This is a genomic window from Corynebacterium pseudokroppenstedtii (assembly GCF_019754945.1).
GTDB classification, from domain to species: domain Bacteria; phylum Actinomycetota; class Actinomycetes; order Mycobacteriales; family Mycobacteriaceae; genus Corynebacterium; species Corynebacterium pseudokroppenstedtii.
In genome coordinates this window covers 152,630-176,353 of sequence record NZ_JAEUWU010000002.1, presented here as the reverse complement: position 1 = coordinate 176,353, position 23,724 = coordinate 152,630, and the positions used below count along the sequence as shown (strand labels likewise).

Annotated in this window: 20 protein-coding genes and 2 pseudogenes; 15 read left to right on the top strand and 7 right to left on the bottom strand. The window is 60.4% G+C overall.

Annotation, left to right across the window (positions count from 1 at the left end):
* Nucleotides 1–72: 72 nt before the first annotated feature.
* From JMN36_RS10660 to JMN36_RS03700, 12 genes and pseudogenes are all read left to right on the top strand, one after another.
* Nucleotides 73–525, top strand: a pseudogene (locus JMN36_RS10660) (RNase H family protein); the annotation flags it as partial.
* A gap of 117 nt (nt 526–642) precedes the next feature.
* Entirely contained in the window at nt 643–1,935 is a 1,293-nt protein-coding gene (gene hemL, locus JMN36_RS03750) for a glutamate-1-semialdehyde 2,1-aminomutase (RefSeq protein ID WP_236881733.1), read from the top strand.
* Between the two features lie 4 nt (nt 1,936–1,939).
* A complete protein-coding gene (locus JMN36_RS03745) occupies nt 1,940–2,617 on the top strand; it encodes a histidine phosphatase family protein (RefSeq protein WP_221923878.1) in 678 nt (225 codons plus the stop codon).
* 208 nt (nt 2,618–2,825) lie between these two features.
* Nucleotides 2,826–3,488 (top strand): TlpA disulfide reductase family protein, encoded by a 663-nt coding sequence (locus tag JMN36_RS03740; protein WP_221923975.1) that lies wholly within the window; start codon nt 2,826–2,828, stop codon nt 3,486–3,488.
* Nucleotides 3,488–4,309 (top strand): cytochrome c biogenesis CcdA family protein, encoded by an 822-nt coding sequence (locus JMN36_RS03735; RefSeq protein ID WP_221923877.1) that lies wholly within the window; start codon nt 3,488–3,490, stop codon nt 4,307–4,309. Before JMN36_RS03740 ends, JMN36_RS03735 begins: the two co-directional genes overlap by 1 nt.
* Nucleotides 4,310–4,428: 119 nt before the next feature.
* Complete coding sequence (locus tag JMN36_RS03730; protein WP_221923974.1) at nt 4,429–5,997, top strand: cytochrome c biogenesis protein ResB; 1,569 nt, start codon at nt 4,429–4,431, stop codon at nt 5,995–5,997.
* Between the two features lie 141 nt (nt 5,998–6,138).
* Complete coding sequence (ccsB, locus tag JMN36_RS03725) at nt 6,139–7,350, top strand: c-type cytochrome biogenesis protein CcsB (RefSeq protein WP_221923876.1); 1,212 nt, start codon at nt 6,139–6,141, stop codon at nt 7,348–7,350.
* 481 nt (nt 7,351–7,831) lie between these two features.
* On the top strand, nt 7,832–9,316 hold the full coding sequence (locus JMN36_RS03720) for a dicarboxylate/amino acid:cation symporter (RefSeq protein WP_236881709.1): 1,485 nt from the start codon (nt 7,832–7,834) through the stop codon (nt 9,314–9,316).
* 31 nt (nt 9,317–9,347) lie between these two features.
* On the top strand, nt 9,348–10,406 hold the full coding sequence (gene rfbB / locus JMN36_RS03715; protein ID WP_221923875.1) for a dTDP-glucose 4,6-dehydratase: 1,059 nt from the start codon (nt 9,348–9,350) through the stop codon (nt 10,404–10,406).
* A 707-nt stretch (nt 10,407–11,113) separates the two neighbouring features.
* Nucleotides 11,114–12,139: pseudogene (locus JMN36_RS03710) on the top strand (MFS transporter); the annotation flags it as partial.
* An 81-nt stretch (nt 12,140–12,220) separates the two neighbouring features.
* Nucleotides 12,221–12,934: a dTDP-4-dehydrorhamnose 3,5-epimerase family protein gene (locus JMN36_RS03705; RefSeq protein WP_221923874.1), complete on the top strand. Its 714-nt coding sequence runs from the start codon at nt 12,221–12,223 to the stop codon at nt 12,932–12,934.
* Between the two features lie 103 nt (nt 12,935–13,037).
* On the top strand, nt 13,038–13,346 hold the full coding sequence (locus JMN36_RS03700) for a DUF4229 domain-containing protein (RefSeq protein WP_204087591.1): 309 nt from the start codon (nt 13,038–13,040) through the stop codon (nt 13,344–13,346).
* A gap of 12 nt (nt 13,347–13,358) precedes the next feature.
* Here JMN36_RS03700 and JMN36_RS03695 read toward each other — a convergent pair whose 3' ends face one another.
* Entirely contained in the window at nt 13,359–14,348 is a 990-nt protein-coding gene (locus JMN36_RS03695; protein WP_236881711.1) for a 1,4-dihydroxy-2-naphthoate polyprenyltransferase, read from the bottom strand.
* A 96-nt stretch (nt 14,349–14,444) separates the two neighbouring features.
* Here JMN36_RS03695 and JMN36_RS03690 point away from each other — a divergent pair, with 96 nt between their 5' ends.
* Complete coding sequence (locus tag JMN36_RS03690; RefSeq protein WP_221923873.1) at nt 14,445–15,398, top strand: glycosyltransferase; 954 nt, start codon at nt 14,445–14,447, stop codon at nt 15,396–15,398.
* A gap of 31 nt (nt 15,399–15,429) precedes the next feature.
* On the opposite strand, the gene menE is transcribed toward JMN36_RS03690, so the two are convergent.
* The 6 genes from menE to JMN36_RS03660 form a co-directional block, all read right to left on the bottom strand.
* Nucleotides 15,430–16,728, bottom strand: coding sequence for an o-succinylbenzoate--CoA ligase (menE, locus tag JMN36_RS03685; RefSeq protein ID WP_236881712.1), 1,299 nt, complete (start codon nt 16,726–16,728; stop codon nt 15,430–15,432).
* Nucleotides 16,729–16,797: 69 nt separating this feature from the next.
* Nucleotides 16,798–17,103, bottom strand: a complete 306-nt coding sequence (locus JMN36_RS03680; protein WP_012732494.1) for a hypothetical protein — start codon at nt 17,101–17,103, stop codon at nt 16,798–16,800.
* Nucleotides 17,104–17,425: 322 nt separating this feature from the next.
* Nucleotides 17,426–17,908 (bottom strand): DUF3349 domain-containing protein, encoded by a 483-nt coding sequence (locus tag JMN36_RS03675; protein WP_221923872.1) that lies wholly within the window; start codon nt 17,906–17,908, stop codon nt 17,426–17,428.
* Nucleotides 17,909–17,921: 13 nt separating this feature from the next.
* Nucleotides 17,922–18,188 carry a hypothetical protein gene (locus JMN36_RS03670; RefSeq protein ID WP_221913234.1) on the bottom strand — a complete coding sequence of 89 codons (267 nt, stop codon included), beginning with the start codon at nt 18,186–18,188 and terminating at the stop codon, nt 17,922–17,924.
* Entirely contained in the window at nt 18,188–19,387 is a 1,200-nt protein-coding gene (locus JMN36_RS03665) for an inorganic phosphate transporter (protein ID WP_221923871.1), read from the bottom strand. The genes JMN36_RS03670 and JMN36_RS03665 overlap by 1 nt, the downstream gene beginning before the upstream one ends.
* 98 nt (nt 19,388–19,485) lie before the next feature.
* Entirely contained in the window at nt 19,486–20,463 is a 978-nt protein-coding gene (locus JMN36_RS03660) for a 1,4-dihydroxy-2-naphthoyl-CoA synthase (protein ID WP_221923870.1), read from the bottom strand.
* A 66-nt stretch (nt 20,464–20,529) separates the two neighbouring features.
* On the opposite strand from JMN36_RS03660, the gene JMN36_RS03655 reads away from it, so the two are divergent.
* Both JMN36_RS03655 and menD read left to right on the top strand, forming a co-directional pair.
* Nucleotides 20,530–21,693 (top strand): o-succinylbenzoate synthase, encoded by a 1,164-nt coding sequence (locus JMN36_RS03655; protein ID WP_236881713.1) that lies wholly within the window; start codon nt 20,530–20,532, stop codon nt 21,691–21,693.
* Between the two features lie 45 nt (nt 21,694–21,738).
* Nucleotides 21,739–23,688: a 2-succinyl-5-enolpyruvyl-6-hydroxy-3-cyclohexene-1-carboxylic-acid synthase gene (gene menD, locus JMN36_RS03650; RefSeq protein WP_221923869.1), complete on the top strand. Its 1,950-nt coding sequence runs from the start codon at nt 21,739–21,741 to the stop codon at nt 23,686–23,688.
* Nucleotides 23,689–23,724 lie beyond the last annotated feature (36 nt).

The window sequence follows — 23,724 nt, the reverse complement described above, 5'->3', positions numbered from 1 at the left end:
CGCGGCGTCGCGTCGGCAGTGAATAACGGCGTGTTAGCCGTGGTTAACGGCGCTTATGGTCGCGTGTCCTAGATGCCGTTTACACTGAGCGTCATGACAATTACGGCTGCGGTTGACGGATCAGCAATTGGAAATCCAGGCCCTTCGGGGTGGGCTTGGTACATTGACGACGCCCATTGGGCTGCTGGGGGATGGTCACAGGGGACGAATAACAAGGGCGAGCTTGAGGCTGTCCGGCAATTGTTGCGTGTTACCGAACATGTGTGCGATAGTGATGGTTGTCCGGACGACTTGGAGGTTTTCTGCGACTCCCAATACGTCATTAACTCGGTCACTAAGTGGGTTCATGGGTGGAAGAAAAAGGGCTGGAAGAAGTCGAACGGGAAACCCGTCCTGAACGTAGAGCAGATCAAGGAGATCGACGAACTGCTCACGCGTCGTCGGAAGAGCGGGGCTGCGGTGACATTCCGGTGGGTCAAGGGGCACGCCGGGCATGAGCTCAACGAGGCTGCTGATAGTCGCGCGAATGCTGCGGCGATGGCGTATAAGCGTCGGCAAGAACCGAACCGGGGGCCGGGGTATTCGCGTGAGTCGGCGTCGCCCGCGGACGAGTGTGGGCAGTTAGCAGCGGAGTTCCCTACCATGAAAACTATGACTCGTAGTAGTGATTTGTTCTCACAAGCTCGTGAATTGATCCCGGGTGGTGTGAATTCCCCGGTGCGCGCGTTCGGTTCGGTGGGGGGCACGCCGCTGTTCATCGACTCCGCGAAGGGCAGCCACCTGCGCGATGTCGATGGAAACGAGTACGTGGATTTAGTGTCATCCTGGGGACCGATGCTGCACGGCAACGCCCATCCCGCGATTGTGGAGGCAGTCCAGGAAGCAGCGACGAAGGGCCTGTCGTTCGGTGCGCCCACTGCTGCGGAAAACAGCCTGGCCAAGGAGATCATTGGCCGCACCGCGGTGGACGAAGTGCGCATGGTCAACTCCGGTACCGAGGCCACCATGTCAGCGGTCCGGTTGGCGCGCGGTTTCACCGGCCGGTCAACGGTCGTGAAGTTCGCGGGGTGCTACCACGGACACGTCGATTCCCTCCTGGTCTCAGCGGGTAGTGGTGTGGCGACCTTCGGTTTGCCGGACTCACCAGGTGTGACCCAAAGCGACACGATCGTGGTGCCCTACAACGATCTCGACGCGGTTCGTGACGTTTTCGAAAAGCACCCCGACGACATCGCCTGCGTGATTGCCGAGGCCGCGGCGGGGAACATGGGGACCGTCGCACCCCACGAGGGGTTCAATGCCGGGCTCAAGGAAATCGCCCACAAGTATGGTGCTCTTCTTATTCTCGACGAGGTCATGACGGGTTTCCGCACCTCGCATAAGGGCTGGTACGGCGTTGACGGCGTGGCGGGTGACCTTGTCACCTTCGGCAAAGTTGTCTCGGGCGGGCTGCCGGCTGCCGCATTCGGTGGCCGACGCGACATCATGTCCTACCTTGCGCCGGAGGGGCCTGTGTACCAGGCGGGGACGCTGTCGGGTAACCCAGTGGCGATGGCCGCTGGTTTAGCGTCGTTACGCCTGGCAGATGAGAAGTGCTATGAGACGATCCGCGCGAATGCCGACCGGTTGGAAAACCTGCTGCACGAGGCTCTGGAACGTGAGGGCGTTGCCCATCACATCCAGCGTGCGTCCACGTTCTTGTCGGTGCGCTTTGCCGAGGGTGAGGGGCATAACTTCGCGGATATGCAAGCCGCGGACACGTTCCGTTACGCCCCGTTCTTCCACGAGCTGTTGGACAACGGTGTGTACACGGCGCCTTCGCCATTTGAGACCTGGTTTGTATCTACGGCGTTGACCGACGAAGATTTCTCTCGCATTGAATCTGCATTGCGTCCTGCCGCGAAGGCGGCCGCAGCGGCCACCAAGGAGGGCTAAGTACGTGTCCACGATTGTCCACCTCGTCCGTCATGGCGAGGTCTTCAACCCGGATCGCATTCTGTATGGCCGCCTACCCGGCTATCACTTGAGCGACCGTGGACGCGTCATGGCGTCGATGTGTGCTCGTGCTTTCACAGATCACGATGTGGCAGTGGTGAAAGCATCGCCATTGGTGCGCGCTCAGGAAACCGCCGAGCCCTTCCAGAAGGTGACCGGTGTGGACATCGCGATCGACGATGACCTCATCGAAGCCGGAAATGAGCTCGAAGGGCATCGGATTAAAGGGTGGCGCTCCCAGCTGTGGAACCCCAAACTGTGGCACCACCTGACAGAGCCCATGCAGCCCAGTTGGGGCGAGCCCTACCAGGACATTTGCGACCGTATGTGGATCGCAGTGGGCCGAGCGCGTGAAGAGGCGCGTGGTCACGAGGCTGTGCTGGTGTCTCACCAGCTTCCTATCGTGATGGTGCAGCGCGATTATGCGGGCAAAGCGTTGGCCCACAATCCGGCGGTTCGCCAGTGTTCATTGGCCAGTGTGACCAGCCTCATTTTCGACGACGATGGTGCTGGGGTTGGTGCTGGCGTGGAGGTTGACGGCCCTGCACAGGATGGCTCGGCCTCGAGTGTTCGTGCTCAGGTCAGCGATCTGGTCTATAGCGAGCCGGCACAAGGCGTTTAAGTCTGGCACGTGGCGTATAAGTGGTGACGGTACTGACGATACGGGCCGGAGTCATTGTGAGGTGGTGTGAGTGGTGAAGAAGACGACATCCGCTAGCCCAAAGGTGGCTGCGCACGGCGGCGCATCGGTGGATACATCGGCGCGTGCGCACGGTGATACTTCGGCGCGTGTCCGCAAAGTGACGCATCGCCATGGTTGGGCGCTGTCCGTGCGTCACTCGGTAGCGTCGACACTTGTGGCCTGCGTCGTCGCGGCGGTGGGTGCTACCACACTGATTGCCTGCGGTTCCGACGAGACGGCTGGCAAAGATGCGGTCGCTGTCGGCGGGAATTTCAGCTTCGTGTCCCCAGGTGGCCAGTTGGTCATTAAGTACGACCAGAAGGATCGTAAGCCGGTCAAAGACCTGTCCGGGCCGTCGCTAATGGAGTCTGATAAGACGATTAGGTTGTCGGATTTCGACAACCAGATCGTGGTGCTGAACGCTTGGGGCCAGTGGTGTGCCCCGTGCCGCACCGAGGTTGATGACCTACAAGAAATCCAGGATGACCTGCAAAAAGGTCCGGGGAACGGGGCGGACGGTTCGGATGATTCCGGCACGTCGAAAGGCGGACCAGCTGGCACGGTTCTCGGGATCAACGTCCGCGATTTCAACAAGCAGGCCGCGCAGGATTTCGTCAAGGATAACGACATCACCTACCCGAGCATCTACGACCCCTCCTTCAAATCCGCTATTTCTCTAGGCGGAATCCCCGCATCCGTCGTGCCGACGACAATTGTGCTCGATAAACAGCACCGGCCAGCGGCGGTATTCCTTCGCGAGGTCAATGCGAAGGAAATCATGGACGTTGTGAACAACCTGGAGAAGGAATAATGATCCCCGCCCAGGTTCATACTCTCCAGCTTCATGCTGATGTCGGGGCCGCCTTTGCGGACACTGCGGCGTCGGGTCCGCTACTCCTTGCGTTAGGTGCTGCGGCGCTGGCGGGCCTTGTTTCCTTCGCGAGCCCATGCGTTATCCCGCTCGTGCCCGGCTATATCTCCTACCTCGCCGGCGTCGTCGGCGCGGAAAGCGACATCACAGCTGAGGGGACAAAAGTTCGCTCACACCGTGGTCGCGTTGCCGGGGCTGCGCTGCTGTTCGTTGCGGGCTTCACCGTGGTCTTCGTCTTAGCGACGGCGTCAATCTTCGGCGCCATCTCCGCCCTCCAGATGAACAACGAGTTGCTGCAACGCGTCGGCGGCGTCGTCACCATTGTGATGGGTGTCGTGTTCCTGGGGTTCATACCGTTCCTGCAGAACGAGCGTCGCATGGCTCCGAAGCATTGGTCCACGTTGATGGGGGCTCCGCTTCTGGGCGCGGTGTTCGCCCTCGGGTGGACGCCCTGTTTGGGTCCCACCCTCGCGGGGATCATTAGCATCGCTGCCGGAACGGAGGGGACGACGGCCCTGCGCGGAGTCATCCTGATCATTTTCTACTGCTTGGGGCTGGGGCTGCCCTTCGTCGTGGTGGCGTTGGGGTCCTCCAAAGCATTAGCGAGCGTATCGTGGTTGCGCCGTCACAGTCGCGGGGTTCAAATCGCCGGCGGTGTCGCCTTGATCGTCGTCGGGATTGCCCTGGTCACAGGCCAATGGGCGGTATTCGTGTCGTGGATCCGGCAGTGGGCAGTGACCAGCACGGTGACGCCGATCTAGACCTTTTCACCCTTGATCTGCCGCATAGACCATAATCGGATAGCAAAAGAAAGGCAGACGATTTGGCGCGCAAACAATTCTCATCACTGTGGCGCATCCCCTGGCGCTGGCTAACCAGCATGCGGACCGCGCTGATTTTGCTATTCCTCCTTGCCCTCGGCGCAATCCCCGGGGCCATCCTCCCGCAGCGCTCCCTGAACCAAGAGAAAGTCGACACCTACATCGCCGACAACGGCAAGCTCGGGCAGATCTACGACAAGCTCCAGCTTTTCGACGTCTTCTCCTCCACGTGGTTCACCGCCATCTACGTCCTGCTGTTTATCTCGCTAGTCGGCTGCATCATCCCCCGCACGTGGGAGCACTACAAAGCGATGCGCTCCCAGCCCGTGCGCGCGCCCAAAAACCTCAACCGGCTGCCCCACTACCGCGCCCGCACCCTCCCGGCCAGCGATTTTTCCGACACCGACACCTACGCGCGCGACCACATCACCCCGCTGTTCAAGAGATGGCACACGCGTGAAACGTCGGCAAGCGAGGACCGCGCCGGGCAATGGTCGTTTAGCGCGGAACGTGGATACGCCCGCGAATTCTGCAACCTCGTGTTTCACATCGGTCTCACCGTCATGCTGGTCTTCATCGCGGCCGGGCGCCTGATGTACTACGAAGGCCAGGTCATCGTTATCGCCGGCAACGAGAACTCGCAGTTCTGCAACTCAGCCGTCGCTAATTTTGACTCGTTCCGACACAGTGCTCTTGTCGACGGAACGCGCCTGTCCCCGTACTGCCTGCAGATCGAGGACTTCAAAGCGGACTACTTGTCCAACGGGCAGGCGAAGATGTTCACCTCCGACATTCGGTATGCGACGAAGGACGACGTCGATAAGCCCACGTCAGAGTGGACAAAGTACACGCTGAAGGTCAACCACCCGCTGCGGATCGCGGGCGACCGCGTGTACCTGCAGGGGCATGGTTATGCGCCGTCGTTTACGGTCAAGTGGCCCGACGGTGAGACGCGCACGGGAGAGATCCAGTGGCAGCCGACTGACATGACGAACTTCCTGTCGGCCGGCGCGATGCGGTTCGACCCGCCCGCCGGGATGTACCCTGACCTGCAAGAACGACGGAAAAATCAGTTGGCGATCCAGGGCATGTACGCGCCGACGGCTGTGTTCACCGGCGAGAACAACAATGTGCTGTCTGCGTCGCGGTTCCCCACCCAGGACGATGAGGCCGTTGCGATCGACGTGTTCCGCGGCGACGCCGGGCTGGACACCGGCGTGGGCCAGAGTATTTTCACCCTGGACACGAGTCTGATCCACCAGGGGCTGTTGTCGAAAATCGACCGCGTGAATCTGCGGAAGGGCGAGAAAACCACCCTTAACGACGGGACGGAAATCACGTTTAACGGCGCGAAGCCTTTCGTGAACCTGCAGGTCAGCCACGATCCAACGCAGGGGTACCTGTTGGGGATTACGCTCATCATGCTCGCCGGGTTGGTGGGGTCTGTGTCGATTAAGCGGCGACGCATGTGGGTGCGCGTCACCCCGCAAGACGACGGCACCGCGCTTGTCGAAACCGCCGGGCTTGCGCGCACCGATAGGGCCGGGTGGGGCCGCGAGTTCAATAAGTACGCGCGGTCTATCCTGCAGGAACCGGACGACGATGAATATGACGACGACGAGGATTGATGGCGTCGGCAGTGATCTAAATGTCGGACGCAGTGTTGCTGTAGGCAGTGACGAGTGGTGCCGTGCGTGCTGGGAGTATGGGGTGTTTATTGCTCCAAAGTGTGACGTGGAATAGCCTGGGCACAGATCAAGAGGAGAACTATGCCGGTTAATAAGACTCTCGCCTCGTTTTCGGACTTTTCGTTCAAAGTGGCGTTCGCCGTGTACGTCATCGGGCTGATCGTGATGTTGGCCTATTACGTGCGCGAGCGGATGCTTCAAGAGGCATACGAGGACGCCAGTCGTCGTGAGGAAAGCCAGCCCGGAGGTCAGGGAGCCCAGGCTGCCTCGGACAAAGAGCTGGTCGGAGCTAGCGCGACGAAATCTGGCGTTGCGTCGGAGGCGTCGGAATCCGGTGTCGCGCAGGGGGCATCGGCGTCAAAAACGGGTGTTGCATCGGTAAGTGTGGGTGCAGGTACTGGCACAGATGATGCTGCCTCCACAACCTCTGCTGATTCGTCGAGCCGCGGAGGCTCGCGGGCCCGCTCATTGTGGGGGCGCGTTGCCCACGACCGCCCGGTGATGAGCCAAGCTGAGCTCGACGCTCGCCAAGACAGCGTGGACCGCTTGGGTACGTTCGGCCAGGGGGTCGTTTTCCTCGGACTGCTGTTCCACGCGGCGTGCGTCATTCTGCGTGGACTGTCGGCGCACCGTTTCCCCTGGGGCAATCTGTACGAATATGTCGCCCTGGTGTCGCTGGTCGCGATGATCGTCGCCACGGTGGTCCTGACCAAGCGCGAAAACCGCATCATGTGGCCCTGGGTGCTGACCCCCGTGGTCGCGCTGCTGTTCTACGGCGGGATGAAACTGTACGCGGCGTCGGCACCGGTGGTACCCGCGCTGCAGTCATACTGGTTCCCCATTCACGTATCGACGGTGTCCATCGGTGCTGGTTTCGGGCTGATATCCGGAATGTGTAGCTTGGCGTACATCGTGAGAATGTTTCAGCCGGTGGGGGAAGAGCACGGCATCGTCGGGAAGATCGCGGGGCCACTGCCGAGCGCTAAGCGGCTCGACCGGCTGGCATACCGCACGGCCGTCGTGGCGTTTCCGATTTTCGGGCTCGGCGTGATTTTTGGCGCGATCTGGGCCGAATCCGCGTGGGGCCGCTTCTGGAACTGGGACCCCAAGGAGACCATGTCTTTCGTCACGTGGATCCTCTACGCAGCTTACCTACACGCCCGAGCCACGACGGGGTGGAAAGACCAGCGTGCAGCATGGATCAACGTGGTTGCCTTCGGGATCATGGTGTTCAACCTGTTCTTCATCAACCTCGTGGTGTCGGGGCTGCACTCGTACGCCGGGTTGAATTAGTGCCGCATGGATTAGAACCGCGGATTTATTTAGGACGTCCCCAGCCGAATATGCCGGGCTTACATACGTCCGGGAGGACCGGTGGCTCGGTGTGAACTAAAAGTGTGGGGGTATATCGGACCCGGTGGCGAAAAGTGCGGGGGAATATGGCCATTTTTCGCCCATATACCCCCGCAGTTTGAACTGCTCCCCATATACCCTCGCAAAATTCGAGTAATCGATCGACGTAAGCGTCGCCAGGAATTAGTTATCCTCATTTTCCGCGGGCCGTGTGCGCTGAACGAACCTTGTGCGCCAAACGGGCCGGGGAACCAAACGGACTCTGGATTCCAAACGACCCGGGCCTCCGAACAGAACTGGCACCAACCAACACCTTCGATTATTTCCGGCAGGTTAAATCACGGGCGAGGCTTTGGAAAAGGGGCCGACCGCCTAATAATCTCATTGGGGATAAAAGGTCACATGAAGAGGAAGATCCCCTATGCCCAAGTCGGTCCCACCTGAGCAGCCAGCGAACGAACCCTCTATGGAGGGATCGGCGGCACATAGTTCCCGCCCAGCCAGCACAGCTCAATCATCTGCGACAACGGGCGCGTCGCACACCGAAACCAACGGAACCACGGGGACCGGCGCGGCCAAGGGGACCAACAAGACCGATAAAGCAGCGTCCAACAAACCCAGCACCTCAGAGGACACCACCCAGCCCAAAAGGTCCATCGGCCAGCGCATCCGCGGCAACCTTTTGTGGCAGATCATTATCGCGATCATCGCGGGCATTGTCTGTTCGTTGTTCTTCCCGGATTGGCTTGCGCGCGTGTTCGTCACGTACAACAGCCTGTTCAGCAACTTCCTGAGCTTCTTCATCCCGGTGCTCATCTTCGCCCTGATCACGCCGGCGATCTCCGGCCTGGGCCGCGGCGCCGGCAAGTGGTTAGCAATCACAACGGGCGTCGCGTACGGCTCGACCATCTTCTCGGGCCTGATCGCCTTTGGCACGGCGTCGATAGTGTATCCGTGGTTGCTGAAAGGCGATGACCTTTTCAAAGCAAAGACTGTCGACGACGGCGCGCTCAAGCCGTTCTTCGAAATTGAGATGAAGCCGCCGTTTGAGGTGATGACGGCCCTGCTGCTGGCGTTCACTATCGGCGTGGCCATGACGGCGGTGAAGAGCGACACGCTGTACGCGGGCGCGAAGGACCTCGAGCGCGTGATCATGCGCGTGATCAGCAAGTTCGTGATCCCGTTGCTGCCGCCGTTCATTTTCGGCATGTTCTTGTCGATGGGTATGAACGGCAATTTGACGAACACGCTGGTGTCGTTCTCGAAGGTCATCGTGCTGGCCATCCTCATGACGGGCGTCCTGCTGGTGCTGCAGTTTTCGGTGACCGGGGGGATCGCGAAGGTCAACCCGTGGCGCGCGTTCAAGAACATGATCCCGGCGTATCTCACCGCTCTGGGAACCTCCTCGTCGGCCGCGACCATTCCGGTCACGTACGAGTGCTCGAAGAAGAATGGAGTCGATCCGACGGTCGCCGGGTTCACGGTCCCGTTGTGCGCGACGATTCACCTGGCCGGGTCGATGATGAAGATTTCGCTGTTCGCGTTCGCAATTGTGCAGATGGCGGACATCGACACGACACCGGCGAAGATGATCGGCTTCGTGCTGATGCTGGGCATCACGATGATCGCCGCGCCGGGCGTGCCGGGTGGCGCGATCATGGCGGCGTCGGGGTTGCTCTCGTCGATGCTGGGCTTTTCTGATTCCGAGGTTGCGATCATGATCGCGGCGTATATCGCGATCGACTCGTTTGGCACGGCGTGCAATGTTACTGGCGACGGTGCCATCGCTCTGATTATCGCCCGCATGGTGGGGGATAAGGGCATTAGCCGTAAGGAGCTCGAGGACACGCCGACGTATGAGGACGCGATTGCGGAAGCGGAGGCCCGCGACGCTGCGATGCAGTAGCCGCGCCGGGCGCTGAGGTACGGTGTTTGCCATGCGCACTGTCTTGGTTACCGGCGGAGCTGGTTTCATCGGCTCGAATTTCGTTCATTACACCCGGGCGCACTATCCCGGCGTGAAAGTCGTCGTCCTCGACGCGTTGACTTACGCCGGTAATCCGGAGAGCTTAAAGCCCGACGGCAACTTCGCTGGTGCAGGATCCGCCACATCGCCTGACTCCGACCTTTGCGAACTGGTCGTCGGCGACGTGTGCGACCAGCCTCTCGTCGACAAGCTGGTGAAGTCGGCCGATCAAGTTGTGCATTTCGCCGCGGAGAGCCACAACGATAACTCTCTGCGGGATCCGGCGCCGTTCCTCAAAACCAATATCGAGGGCACGGTGACGGTGGCGTCGGCGTGCGTGAAGTACGACGTTCCCCTCCACCACATCTCAACGGACGAGGTGTTCGGGGATCTCCCGATCGGTTCGGATGAGCGCTTCACGGAGCGGTCGCCGTATCGCCCGTCGTCGCCGTATTCCGCGTCGAAGGCGTCGGCGGATCATATGGTCCGCGCGTGGGTGCGCAGTTTTGGACTGAAGGCCACGACCTCGAATTGTTCGAATAACTACGGGCCCCGGCAGCACCCGGAGAAACTCATCCCGCGACAGATCATCGGGCTCATCGGTGGACGGCGGCCGCGCGTGTACGGCACGGGCGAGAATGTGCGCGATTGGATCCATGTGGACGATCACAACAGCGCCGTCTGGACCATTATCGACGCTGCCCGGCGCGATCCAGCGCTGTACGGCCGCACGTTCCTCATCGGCGCTGATGGGGAGCGCTCCAACCTGGAGATCGTGGGGGATCTTCTCGAGGCATTTGGCCAGCCGCGCGACGATTTCGTGCATGTCACGGATCGGCCGGGGCATGACCGTCGGTATGCGATAGACCCGACGCGGCTCCGCACTGAGCTGGGGTGGGAGCCGACTCATTCTCTTGCCGACGGTCTGCGCGAGACTATTGAGTGGTATCGGAGCAATCGCACGTGGTGGGAGGTTGCGGCCAAGGCTGCTGAGGAAAAGTATGCGCTCACTGAGAGGGAGATCGGGTAGGCCCGGACCTGACCAGGTATTTCGTGGCACGCTGTCCTGTGCGGGGAGTACGAGGGTAATTAACAACTCTAATTAGTGTGATATTTTGTTAATACTTTGTTTCCTTCGTTTAGGTAGCTGATCGTTCATGCTAAAAGTATTAATACCATTCTTGTGAGGGGCAAGGAGTTCAACGGTCACCACAAAGCTGAGTTTTTTAACAATGAGGTGAGCATATTGCTATCTAATTTTTTTATGAGCCTTTGTGCTTTGTAAACAGCTTTGTGGAAGATCCGTGCTCAGCCTGCTAAGTAGCGTGTACTCGTACTTGTTTTAGTGAGGTAACCACTTAATGAGCTTATTTTTTGGCAGTTTGGATTCGAATAAGGACTGCTGTCCACCCCCGTATTCAATGAGAATTATGGAGCGTGATGAATAAACTATCGTTTAAATCGATTTTATCGCTCCTCTTTTTAGCCGCATTAATCTCTGGAATAGGCGACGGGCTAATTCCTATTGCTTTTGCACTTCAGGCCCACCGAGTAGATTCTTCCGGTCGAGGCTTGACAATGGTGCTCATCGCTTTATGGTCAGGCCGATTTATCAGTTCCGTGGTAGTGCGCAAACTGCCGCCACCAATTCGTCCTGTGGGTTGGATGTTAAGTAGCGACTTTGTCCGCTTGCTGGCCCAGTAGGGATTAGTTGCCTGGGTACTCGTCCAGGGTGATTCGATTGCCTCGTTCGCCGTCTCAAGTTTCGTGTACGGATGCGCCTCTTCGTTCTTCACGCCGGCTCGCTTCGGGTTGCTGGCGCTGTTGTTCACGGATTCGCAGCGCACACGCGTTAACGGGACCGTGTCGATCCTCGGTGATGTTTTATATATTGCCGGCCCACTAATCGGCACTGCAGCGGTGATCACATTAGGGTTCCGTACTGTATTACTTATCGACGGAGCTACGTTTCTGATAGCAATGCTGTTCGTATTGCCATTCTTTAAAGTGCGCAGAAATTCGGCGACCGACGATGCTCCCGGAACCCATGAAGCTGAGGAAGCTACACCCGCTTCTGATGCTGATCCCGCTAACCACGCCAACGACGCCGATTCCGCAAACACCGACGCAGCCTCTGCTCAAACCAAGGTAAACAGCGCAAAGAAGCCCACCGCGGTGTTGCCCCGCTGGGTGCAGGTGGGGCTGGGCACATGGCTGGTGGCCTCCCTTGTCAACGGTTTTCTCGGAAGCGCTGGTCCGACGTGGATCATGAACTCGTTCGACGAGAAGACGTGGGGCTTCATGGCCACCGCCCTGGCTATCGGTTCACTGCTAGGCTCAGCCGCCACGATTTTAAGGAAACTGGATCGAGTCCGTTTCACAACTTTGCAATTCCTGATGCTGCTGTTCTTGGCGGGGCAGCTATTGGCGCTGACGTTCTCTCCAGTGTTTATTGTCATTGCCCTGGTCGGCGCTGTGGCATCCTTGCTCATGACTTCCGCAGGCGTCTCTTGGGATTCGTTGGGGCAGTCCCTAGGAAAAGACGAACTCGTGCATCAGTTTGCTACTAAAGACCAGCTGGTTTTCACTGCTGGGACCCCGCTTGGTATGGTCTTGTTCGCCACATTTTCTGGCCACCCACACATGTCCGCCCTCATCCTGTCTGTCCTCTTGGTAGCAGCGGCGATTGTCAGTTGCTTGCCGATAGCACGCTCGCCGCGCGTGGCGGACGTGACGGATGACCCATCTGCACTGGGAACATAAAATCGGCGCCCAATCCACCAAGCCGCCACCCGGCACCCAATCCACCCCACCCCACGTCGGCACGCCACTAGGCTGGTGAGCATGACGTCCCGACTCGAAGTTCAGGAACCCGACCAGCACGCAACGTACGTCGCCACCCCGATCCCGGGAGTGTTTATCTTCTATCCCACTGTTCACGTTGATCAGAGGGGTAGTTTCCACGAGTGGTACAAGGCGGATGACTTCGCCGAGGCCCTGGGCTACCCGTTTTTCCCGGAGCAGGCGAACATGAGTGTGTCGGCCCGCGGCGTGGTACGGGGTATCCACCTGGCCGAGGTTCCCCCAGGTCAGGCGAAAATGGTGACCTGTCCCGCCGGGGCCCTCAGCGACATCATTGTGGACCTGCGCAAGGGCTCCAGCACCTATGGCAAGCACATCGTTGTCCCCCTTAACCAGGACAATCACGCCGTGGTGTATCTCCCCGTGGGCATCGGGCACGGGTTCGTCGCCCACGGGGACAACACGGTCGCCACCTATCTGACCAGCACCGCGTACGACCCTGAGCGCGAGTTCGGTGTGCGGATAACGGACCCCGCCCTCGGCATTGATTGCCAGGCACTGCTTAACTCCGAAGAGTCCTCAGATCAGCACTCCGCCACAGTCGACCCGATTTTCTCAGAGAAGGATCGTGTAGCTCCTCTTCTTGCCGACGTTGACGACCGGCTCCCCACCTGGGAGGACTGTAAACATTTCGAGGACGAATTACGCAACGGGTGGGCGTTAGCAAACAGCGAAGCCGGCGTCGACGCGAATTAAACGACGATTAATTGCCGACGGTAACCGCGGAAACTGCGCGACGAACCTCGCCAAGTCGAGTCCAGTTGACCTCGCGCTGGGCTGAACCGCTAATCTGGCATACGTGAATGAGGACACGACGCAGCCAACCGAGAAACCGACCCGCCCGTGGAAGGACATTCTGCTGTATGGGCTGGCCCGGCTGTTATTGTTCTTCGTCCTGACGGTGGTGATCGCGTATGGCGCGTACCTGGTGGGCGCGCCGATGCCCCTTATGATTAGCGCCCTTCTGGCTCTGATCGTGGCGCTGCCACTGTCCATGTTCTTGTTTAAGGGGCTGCGTAGGCGCGTCACCACGGAAATGGCCACGTGGAATGAGCAACGCCGCGCCCACAAGGAATACATCAAGAGTCAGCTCGAAGACCGGGAATAGGGAATAGCGCACCTACCCCAACCAGAGCGCGAGCATGGTGACAAGGGCCCACACCACCATGGCACGCCCAGTCATCCCCAGCACAGGAATGAGGTCTTTCCCCTCCGCGCGGGAAACAATCGGTCGCGCAGCCAGCCCCAAAACCGGCGCTGCCACCAGCCCAATCAGGGCCCAGGGCGTCGCAATAAAGGCCAGCAGTACCGACGCCACAACAGGCAAGGTCGCGAGTATGCACCACAACGTCCGGCTCCCGCGGTCACCCAGGCGCACCGCGAGGGTGATCTTGCCCGTGGCTGCGTCGCTAGGTATGTCGCGCAGATTATTCGCCAGGTTCACCGCCGCTGAAACCGAGCCAATCGCGACCGCAATCGCCACCCCCGCCCAATTCACGTGATCGGCCTGCGTGTATTGCGTACCCAGCACTGCGACCAACCCGAAGAACACAAAGACGGCCACTTCGCCCAAACCACGGTAGCCATAGGGGTGCTTGCCGCCCGTGTAGAACCATGCGGCCACCACGCAGGCAGCGCCCACCAGGATCAGCCACCAGTGCCCACTGATCGCGCACAAAATCAGGCCCGCCAGCGCCGCCACGCCGAACGCCACAAACGCCGCGTGCTTGACGCCGTAGGGCTGCACCAAGCCCGATGCGGTCAACCGGAACGGCCCGGAGCGGTCGTCGTCGGTACCCCGGATGCCGTCCGAGTAGTCATTGGCATAATTCACCCCGATAACCAGGAACCAGCCAACGATCGCCGCAAGGATCGCTCGTATTATCGACGCTTGCCCCGTGAGTGCTGCGGCGCCCGTACCTGCGATGACGGGGGCGAAACCGTTGGCCCAGGTGTGCGGGCGGGCGGCCTCGAGCCAATCGTGGGCGGTCACCGTGCGTGAAGGCGTGCGCGGAGGTGTGCGTCGTGATGACGTGTGTGCGTCGAACTCGGAGCTGTTGTCGGAGGACGATGAGTCCGGTGTGCTGGGCTGGTCGGGAGTGTGGGGCATGGTTCTATTGTGACGCATCGCGGGCTTGAGGAGGAGAGCCGGGTAGGCTCGTGTGTCGGGAATTTTTCGTTTCATTCCACCACGGAAGGATTATGCGTGCAGCAGGTCAGTTATTTTTTAGGCCAAGTGGTCAGTTTTTTCCTGACGCTCGCCCGGCTGATTCCGCTGCGCGTCCACAATGAGTTCGACGGCAAGCCGATTCCGCAGTCCGGCCCGGTGACTATTTCCGTGACGACGCATGGCCCGCGGGTGAACAAGGTGTGGTACACCCTGGAGTCGCTGGCCCGTGGTACAGTATCGGCCCCCATCGTGTTGTGGCTTGATAAGGAAGACTACGAGCGGCCGTTGCCGGAGCGGCTTCAAAGGCTGGTGGACCGCGGCCTACAAATCCGCTGTTCAGACGGCAGTTTTGGGCCCCACACGAAGTATTGGCCGCTGTTCCGCGAGCGTGTTGCGTCGGCACGGGAGCGTGTGGCGCACGACCCGGATAGTGTGGCGTCGGCACGCGATTCGGACGTGCCGGACTTGGCCAAAGAGGATTTGCTGACGCTGCGTGTCGCCACGGCCGATGACGACATTATTTACCCAGAATGGTGGCTGGAGCGCTTGCTGGAGTGCGCCGACGTGAGCCCCCATGATGTGATCGCTTATCGGGCGCACCGGGTCTGCGTGAAGAAGGGGGCTCTGGCGCCGTATGCGCGCTGGCCTGCGGTGAAGTCCTGCCGGGCGTCGATTGCGAATATGGCGACGGGCGTGTCCGGGGTGCTCTACCCGCTGCCTTTTATGGCGTTCGTGGTGGATCAGGGCGATTCTTTCCGACGCCTCGCGCCGAAGGCTGACGACATTTGGCTGCACGCCTGCGCGGTGCGGTCGGGTACCAAGGTGAGGCAAGTTTTCGGCCAGCAGCGGAATTTCGCGGTTGTCCCGACGACGCAGTTCAACGCGGCACTCGTTGTTCGCAATGTGTGGATGGGTGGCAATGATGTGCAGGCCAGCCGTGTGTACACCGACGACGACATCGCGGCGCTGAAGCAGGCCAGCGCGTTCTGAGGCTTTATGACGCGTTAGTGTTCCGTGGCGCTCAGCCGTGTTCCGTGGCGCTAAGTAACTCCCGCAGTGCGTGTCGGTCTGTTTTCCCTGGTCCGCGCAGTGGAATCTGCTTAACAACCGCGATCGACGTGGGTAGGGCGTATGAGGGGAGGTCGAGCTGCTCGCGAATGTGTCGCGTTTCCTCGCGGTCGAGGAAGTACGGCGTGTTCTCCCGCGGTTCTTCGATCACTAAACACACGCTTTCTCCCCACTCCGCCGAGGGAATGCCCAGCACAGCGCAGTCAGCATACCCCGCCCGCCGGGCTGCGGATTCGACGACTTCTGGCAGAACTTTCAGGCCTCCCGTGTTGATGGCCTGGTCGTACCGGCCCAGAATCTCTAGCTTTCCATTGCGGATGGTCCCGATGTCATCGGTCACAAACCACCCATCGACGAACGGATTGGAGTTCCCATTACGCTCGCCCGATGGTTCAGCGTGAGCCGAGGATCCGAAAAGGTCCTCGGCGTTGCGATACCCCGTGGCCAGTGTCGGCCCGCCGAGAAGCACCCGACCCTCGTCGCCAGTCCCGAGGGGCTGGATCTTCACCGACGTACCCGGTAGAGGTGTCCCGTCGTACACCATCCCGCCAGCGGTTTCCGAGGATCCGTAGGTGGTGATTATCGTCCACCCCACGTCTGCGCATTTTTTCCGCAGAGCGGGACTCAGGGGTGCTCCGCCGACGAGGATGCCGTCCAGACTTCCGACCGTTTCAATAAGCGTCGCCGGGGAATATCCGCCCGTGACGCCTGTGCTGCCCGTGACGCCCGTAGTGTCTTCAGGTTCGAGCGCCTGGATTAACCGTCTGACCTGCGTCGGAACCAGAGAACAGTATCGTCGTGGTCCGGTCATGCGGTGGATCGCGTCGACAAGAGCACCCGGTGTAAACGGTTGGGTGACGTCCATGAGCACCGGTTCGTAGCCCGCTGCTAGGGACCGTAGGAGGACTTGTAGTCCGGCGACGTGGTCGGGAGGTAGGGCGAGTAGCCATTGGCCGGGTCCGCCGAGGACTTTTTCGGTTGCCGATGCCGACGCGGCAAGCGCAGCCGCGCTGAGTTGGGCTCCTTTGGGAAGACCGGTCGATCCTGACGTGGACAGGATGAATGCGATGGTGGCGTCGATGGGTTTGTCGGCCCGCATGACGTCGTGCAGGAGGGCGGCCCGTTGTAGGTCTTTCACAGGGAGTGGCAGCAGGGAGGCCTCACCGCGTAAAGCTTGTTCTAGCTGGGGGTATAGGTCGGCAACTGTGGTGTTTGCTGGGATGGGCAGTGGTACCAGTGGCCGAGTGTTCACGGTGAGGCAGTGTAGTGAGGGGCAAGAGAAAACCCAGCCACCGGGGTGAGCCAGTGGCTGGGTGAAGTGTTAGTCGGCGATGAAGCCGAGGCTATCAAGCGTGACGAAGATGGTGTGAATCTCTTCGCGGGTGGCTTTGCGCTGGTGAACAGCGTAGAAAGCTTGTGCCGCGTCTGCAGCCGTTGATGGAATGTGCCCTTCGGTGACGAGGAGATTAACCACGTCGGCAGTCTTCGTCTTGGTAACGGGCTCAGCAAGTGCAACCGCTGAACGGCCGTCATGCTCCGAATGTACACGGCCAACGACGTCCACAGGGGTGAATTGTTGGTCGCTGATGCGAAGCCAGTTGATGAAACGCATGATGCTGCTTGCCATTTTCTTCCCCTCCTTTATGAGGTCGTATGCGGGTTCCCAAAAGCGTGGTACGCGAGCCTCTTTATCCGGCGTTACCGGCCCAAACGCTGCTTGGTGCGTCTGCCGAAAACGTCGCTTGAAGGTATCAAGTGAAGCCGTCAGCTAAGACTTCCGGTTGGAACCGTCGGGTGAAGGTGCCCTACGTGTGAAATTAGATAAAAAGCACTCTAGATGAAATTGTTGGGCTAGTCAAGCATTGACTACACCCTCAAATTTCGTAGGAAATCCTGTCACTCTGATAGACAAAACGACCTTCAGTCACATGCGTCCCTGGATTCGCGCCTTACGCGCCAGCGACGTCGAAACCGCCATCATGGAGTTTTGCCTTCACGCGGGCAAGATCGTCCTCCGTCGGCGTTTGAGACATCGTTGTCTCAATGTAGCGGTGAATTTCCTGCTCGGTAATAGGTTTTCCCTGGTCACGGTGGGCATCCTGCTTAGCGACGATGGTCGCAGCTATCCGGTCAATGTCTTCTTCGCGTAGATCTTGCTTGAGGACGTACATGATCGCACCGGCGTCGCCGTCGGGAACAGCTGCTGGATACCCAACCCGTAACCACTCAATGAAACGTAGCAGCCAGTGTTTATGTTCCAGCTCTCGTTGTTCGTCGATGGCTCGTTGGGTGGCCGCTGAAAAAGTCCCAGTTGGAGTGGGGTCTTTCTTGCTGGCACCGCTGTCGGTGGCGCTTCTGTCGGATGCGTCGGGGTTGGAGGTGGATCTTCGGTTCGGGGTGGATTCTGAGGTGGGGTGTGAACCAGTGCTCATCTCTAGGGGTCCTTTAGTGTCCGCCGGACGTGCCGTAAATGTTGATACCTGTGTAGTGAGCGATCGTTGCGTTGGTGATCCACAGAACACCGGCGATGATGACTGCCAGGCAGAGCGCGTAGATCACCCACGCCAAAATGTGGCTTATTCCCTTGGTGTGCTGTCCTTCCGCGGAGCCGGCAGCATCTAGGCGTACACCCAGGGAGAACAGTGTCGGAAGTCCAGCCCCTAAAACCAGCGCGACGACGAGGACAGTGAGGAGTGAATGGAGGGTAGACATTACCGGGCGACCTTTCGCTCTTCAGCGGGAATAACGGAGTTGGAGTGCTCGTCCCACTCTGCGTTGACGTTGTGGGAGGACACTTTGTTCTTGCGGGACTGGTGGTAGATGTAGCCAGCCAAGGTCACCAGGATGGCGAAGGCTGCCACGACGCCGATGAAGTCGGTGGTGGCCAGGCCGACAAGGTGGGCAACCAACCAGGTCAGGGCGCCGACGATGGCCGCGCAGGGGAGTGTGATCACCCAGGCGGTCGCCATGCGGCCCGCAACTCCCCAGCGCACTTCAGCGCCTCGACGTCCCAGGCCCGTGCCCAGGATCGATCCGGTCGCGACGTGCGTCGTCGACAAGGCCATACCGGCGTGCGAAGAAGTAAGAATAATTGCAGCTGAGGAGGCTTCTGCCGCCATCCCCTGAGGGGAATCGATTTCGACGAGTCCTTTGCCCAGGGTGCGGATCACGCGCCACCCGCCGGTGTAGGTGCCCAACGCGATGGCGGAGGCACATGCCGCGATGATCCACAGAGGCATGTGGGTGTCGGCATCGATTTCGCCGTATGCGACCAGGGCCAAGAAAATGACGCCCATCGTTTTCTGAGCGTCACCAGTGCCGTGAGCAAGCGAAACAAGCGAGGCTGTGGCGATCTGCCCGATGCGGAAGTGGTCGTTCTTGTTGTGTTCCTCGACGCTATCGGTGATGCGGTAAATCAACCAGGTGCCGCATGCGGATACCACGCCGGCGACGAAGGGTGCGGCCAATGCGGGGATGATGATCTTGCCGAGGATGTTTCCCCAGGCCACACCACCGATGCCCAAGGAGACGAATGCAGCTCCGATCAAACCGCCGAAGAGGGCGTGAGAGGAGCTGGAGGGGATGCCGAGCAGCCAGGTCAGTAGGTTCCAGACAATTCCACCAATGAGGCCGGCAAAGACGACAAGAAGAAGCTTGTGCGCGTCAGCGTCACTGTTGAGGTTGAACTGATCGAGATTAACGATCCCTTTACCGACTGTTTTTGCCACCTCGACGGACAGGAATGCGCCGATGAGGTTGAGGATCGCTGACAATGTGACTGCAACTTTTGGTGTGAGAGCGCCGGTGGCAATGGACGTCGCCATTGCATTCGCGGTGTCGTGAAAACCATTTGTGAAGTCGAACGCGAGCGCGGTAGCGATCACTATGACGAGGATGATCAGTTCGGTCACAGCGAAAGTATCCTCCCCGGACTATGTAGCAGCCAAACTGTGGTGGCGCCGTTAAGATTCCGTTAACTTTCCGGGGGTAGCAAATGGGGGAGGTTTGGTTAGTAATAGTAAGGGAACTCGTCCCAGTGCGGAGGTCGTTTCTCCAGGAAGGAGTTCCTGCCCTCCAGCGCTTCGTCGGTCATATAGGCCAGACGCGTGGCCTCGCCGGCGAACACCTGCTGCCCCATGAGGCCATCGTCGGCAAGATTGAAGGCAAATTTCAGCATCCGCTGTGCGGTCGGGGACTTGGAATTGATCGCGCGCGCCCACTCGATGGCAACATTCTCCAGCTCAGCATGGTCGACGACCTCATTCACCGCGCCCATCCGGTGCATTGTCTCGGCATCGTAGGTCCGGCCGAGGAAGAAGATCTCGCGCGCGAACTTTTGCCCGACCTGCTGGGCCAAGTACGCGGAGCCGTACCCCGCATCAAAGGACCCCACGTCGGCGTCGGTTTGCTTGAATAACCCGTGTTCGCGCGAGGCCAACGTGAGGTCGCACACCACGTGCAAGGAATGCCCGCCCCCGGCTGCCCAACCATTGACCAGCGCGATAACAACCTTCGGCATCGTGCGGATAAGCCGCTGAACCTCAAGGATGTGGAGCCGACCGCCCTCTGCTTTGGCACGTGCAGTGTCGACGCCCGACGCGTCGGCGTGCTCGACATCAGAATTGTGCTCAGTAGCGTATTGGTACCCTGAGCGGCCGCGAATACGCTGATCACCGCCCGAACAGAAAGCCCACCCGCCGTCCTTAGGCGACGGACCATTGCCTGTTAAAAGAACAGTTCCCACGTCGGGAGTGCGGCGGGCATGGTCGAGCGTCCGATAAAGCTCATCGACAGTGTGAGGGCGAAACGCATTGCGCACTTCCGGCCGATCGAAAGCGATGCGGACGATGCCGTCGGCGCGCTCGGTCCCGACGTGGCGGTGATACGTAGTGTCCGTGAGGTCCTCGAACCCGGGAACCGGTTTCCACAGCTCGGGGTTGAAGGGCTGGTCAGTATCGGAATGGGTGGCGGAGTGTTCGTCTGACATACCGATGAGGATACTGACAATCAGCGCGCGGGTGGTTATGTCCGGCCGGCCGTTAGGGTAGAAGTCATGTCTCGCATGGACCTGCCCAATAGTGAATCCCGGCCTGCACCGTCGAATGAAGTCCCTCGCCAGAGTGGGCCTGTGTGTGTACCCGCATATGGGCCCTCGACGTGGCCGGATGGTGTATCGGCCCCGTCGCTCGACGACGTCTGGGAGCGCGCCCATGTTGTCCAGTTGCCGATGAACATTCGGTTCCGCGGGATCATGCAGCGCGAAGTCATGCTTATCGACGGCCCCCACGGCTGGTCCGAGTGGGGCGCTTTCCTGGAATACGGTCCGGCGGAGTCCGCGATGTGGTTGGCGTCGGCCCTCGAGATGGGTTGGGTGGGGCCGCCCGCATTGTCGCGCGGATGGGTGCCGGTCAACGGGACGATCCCCGCGTGCGACCCCGCTCGCGTGCCCGAACTCCTTGATCGATATGCGGGCATTTCGACGGTCAAAGTGAAGGTGGCGGAAAAGGGACAGACTCTCGGCGACGACTGCGCCCGGGTTCGCGCTGTTCGCGAGGCTCGCCCTGACATCAATATCCGCGTCGACGCGAATGGTGGGTGGACCGTGGCGGAGGCCCATGAGGCCGTCCGCCGATTCCTCCACGATGGGCCCTTGGATTACGTGGAACAGCCGTGTCCCCACCTCGAGGACCTTGCTGATTTGCGGAACATGCTTGCCGACGAGGGGCTGAGTGCCCGCATCGCCGCCGACGAGTCCATACGTAAAGCATTGGATCCGTACCGCGCTATACGCATGGGGGCCATCGACGTTGCCGTGGTGAAGGCCGCGCCGCTCGGCGGTCCGCGCAATGTGATCGCGGTGGCAGAGGAGGCGCGGAAGCATGGTGTGGCCGTGACGGTGTCGTCGGCAATTGATTCGGTGGTGGGAATGTATGCGGGTCTGTGCGCGGCGTCGGCGGTGGATAGTCAGCCGGCTGGCCTTGCGACGGGTGCGCTGATGGCCGGTGATGTGGGCGATCCGCGGCCCATTGTCGACGGGATGATGGCTGTGGAGCCGCGGACTCCGGATCCGGATGTGCTCGCGAGGTATCGCGCCCCGGAGGATAGGGTGCAGTGGTGGAAAGAGCGCCTGGCGGCGGCGTGGAAACACGTGCCGGGCGTTTCGGGCGAATCTCGCGCACCGGGTGCGTCGGACATGCCGGGACATGCGGCCGATTAAGGCTGATGGTTAAGGCTGAGTAACAAGGTGGAAAGATCGTTCTCTATGAGTAGTTCCGGTGGTGCTCCTGCCTCCATCATGACAGCAGCGATTATTGTCGACGAGCTGATCCGTTGCGGCGTGCAGGACGTGGTCGTGTGCCCGGGTTCCCGTTCGGCACCGTTGGCGCTGGCCTTCTCCGAAGCCGCGGCACGTGGGGAGATCACTCTTCACATTCGTACCGACGAGCGAACCGCGGCGTTCTTGGCGTTGGGCTTAGCTCAGGCCGAGGGCGGTCCGCGGCGGAACCGCCCGGGTATCCCCGGCGGCCACCATGTCGTCCCGGTGGTGATGACATCGGGGAGTGCGGTGGCGCATTGTGTGCCCGCGATGGTGGAAGCGCAGATGTCGCACCTTCCGCTCATGGTGTTGTCGGCGAATCGTCCCTGGTCATTGTGGGGGACGGGCGCGAACCAGACGGTGGATCAGCGGTCGGCTTTCCGGGATACCGCCGTGCGGACGGAGGGGATTGATACTGCTACTCGACGCAGTGACGCTTGGCACGTGATGCATCGTGAGGTCCGCGCTGCCGTCGATAGGGCGGTGGTCGCGGCGACGGCTGCGGGCGTGCGTATGCAGGTGCGGGCTGCCACCCCCGAAGATGCTCGCCCCGCCAATGCTGTGGAGCTGCCCTTCCGTGGCCCGGTGCACATTGATGTGCCCTTCGATAACCCATTAGTGCCGACGGATGACGACCAGCTCCGTGAGGCTGCCCAGTCTGCGCACCGGTTGGGCCGTCCGGATGGAGGGAGTTGGACGCGATTCGTTGGTCGGGCGAAGGTGTCCTCGCCGCGAGTTCTTCACATTGCTGGCCATAATGCGCCGCATGTTGACGCGCTCCGCGGGGTACCGACGATCGCTGAGCCCACCGCCGCAGTGCCTGATGTGCCTATCCATCCTTTGGCGTTGTCGCTGTTGTCACCCGATCACGTGGTGGTGACGGGCCGGCCGACCCTGCACCGGGATGTCTCAAAACTCGTGGCCAGGCCTGATATCCCGATCACGGTCATCGCGGATAACCCCGGCGATTACCCGGATGTTGCTCACATGGCTGGGGAGGTCGCGACGACGATCGACCTTGCGCCACAAAGCCGGCAATGGGTGGATCACTGCCGGTCGGCGGATCAGGCCGCTGCCGACGCCGTGCGCGAGGTGATCCTCCTGGACGACCTCGCTGTGTCTTCTGAGGTTTCTGAACCTGTGGAGGATTCGTCCGCGCAGCCGTCCACTCTCCATCGGATGACCGGGCTGACGGTCGCCGCCGCCGTCGCAGACTCTGTCCACGTCGGCGATGCGCTCGTGGTGGGAGCATCGAATCCGGTGCGCGATCTGTCGTTCGTCGGCGCTCCGTTTGATGGGGTCGAGATGTACTCCAACCGTGGAGCGTCGGGAATTGATGGTTTCTTATCGACGGCTATCGGCGTCGCGCTCTCTCGACAAGCAGCCGAACCCGACAGTGTGAGTGCACCGCGAACCGTGGCGCTGGCCGGAGACCTGACCTTCCTTCACGACGCGACCGGCCTGAACGTGGCGGCGTCGGAACCGCGGCCGTCGAACCTTCTGATTGTCGTGGCGAATGACCAGGGTGGAGGCATTTTCGAGGCCTTGGAGCCGGGGAAGCCGGAACTCCGCAACCATTTCGAGCGCGTTATGGCGACTCACCACGAGGTGGATATTAAGTCGATTTGCGACGCTTTCGGGATGGCGTATCGGAGGGCTGACACTGCGGAAGAGCTGGTTACCTTGCTGGAGAGTCATGCCGAGGGGATGCAGCTCAACGATGATGGGGCCACCAGTTCGGGCAGTGGGGATCAACGCGATCAAGCACGCCAGGAATATGAACCGTACGAGGGCATTACGGTGATTGAAGCCGTATGCGACCGTGCGCATCGACGTCAGACCGTAGAATCCCTGGAAGGACGCGTTGCTGTTCTCCACAGGCGTCAAGCGCAGTAACGCGCAGCAACGATGCCAAGCACGGCGGTGGAACAG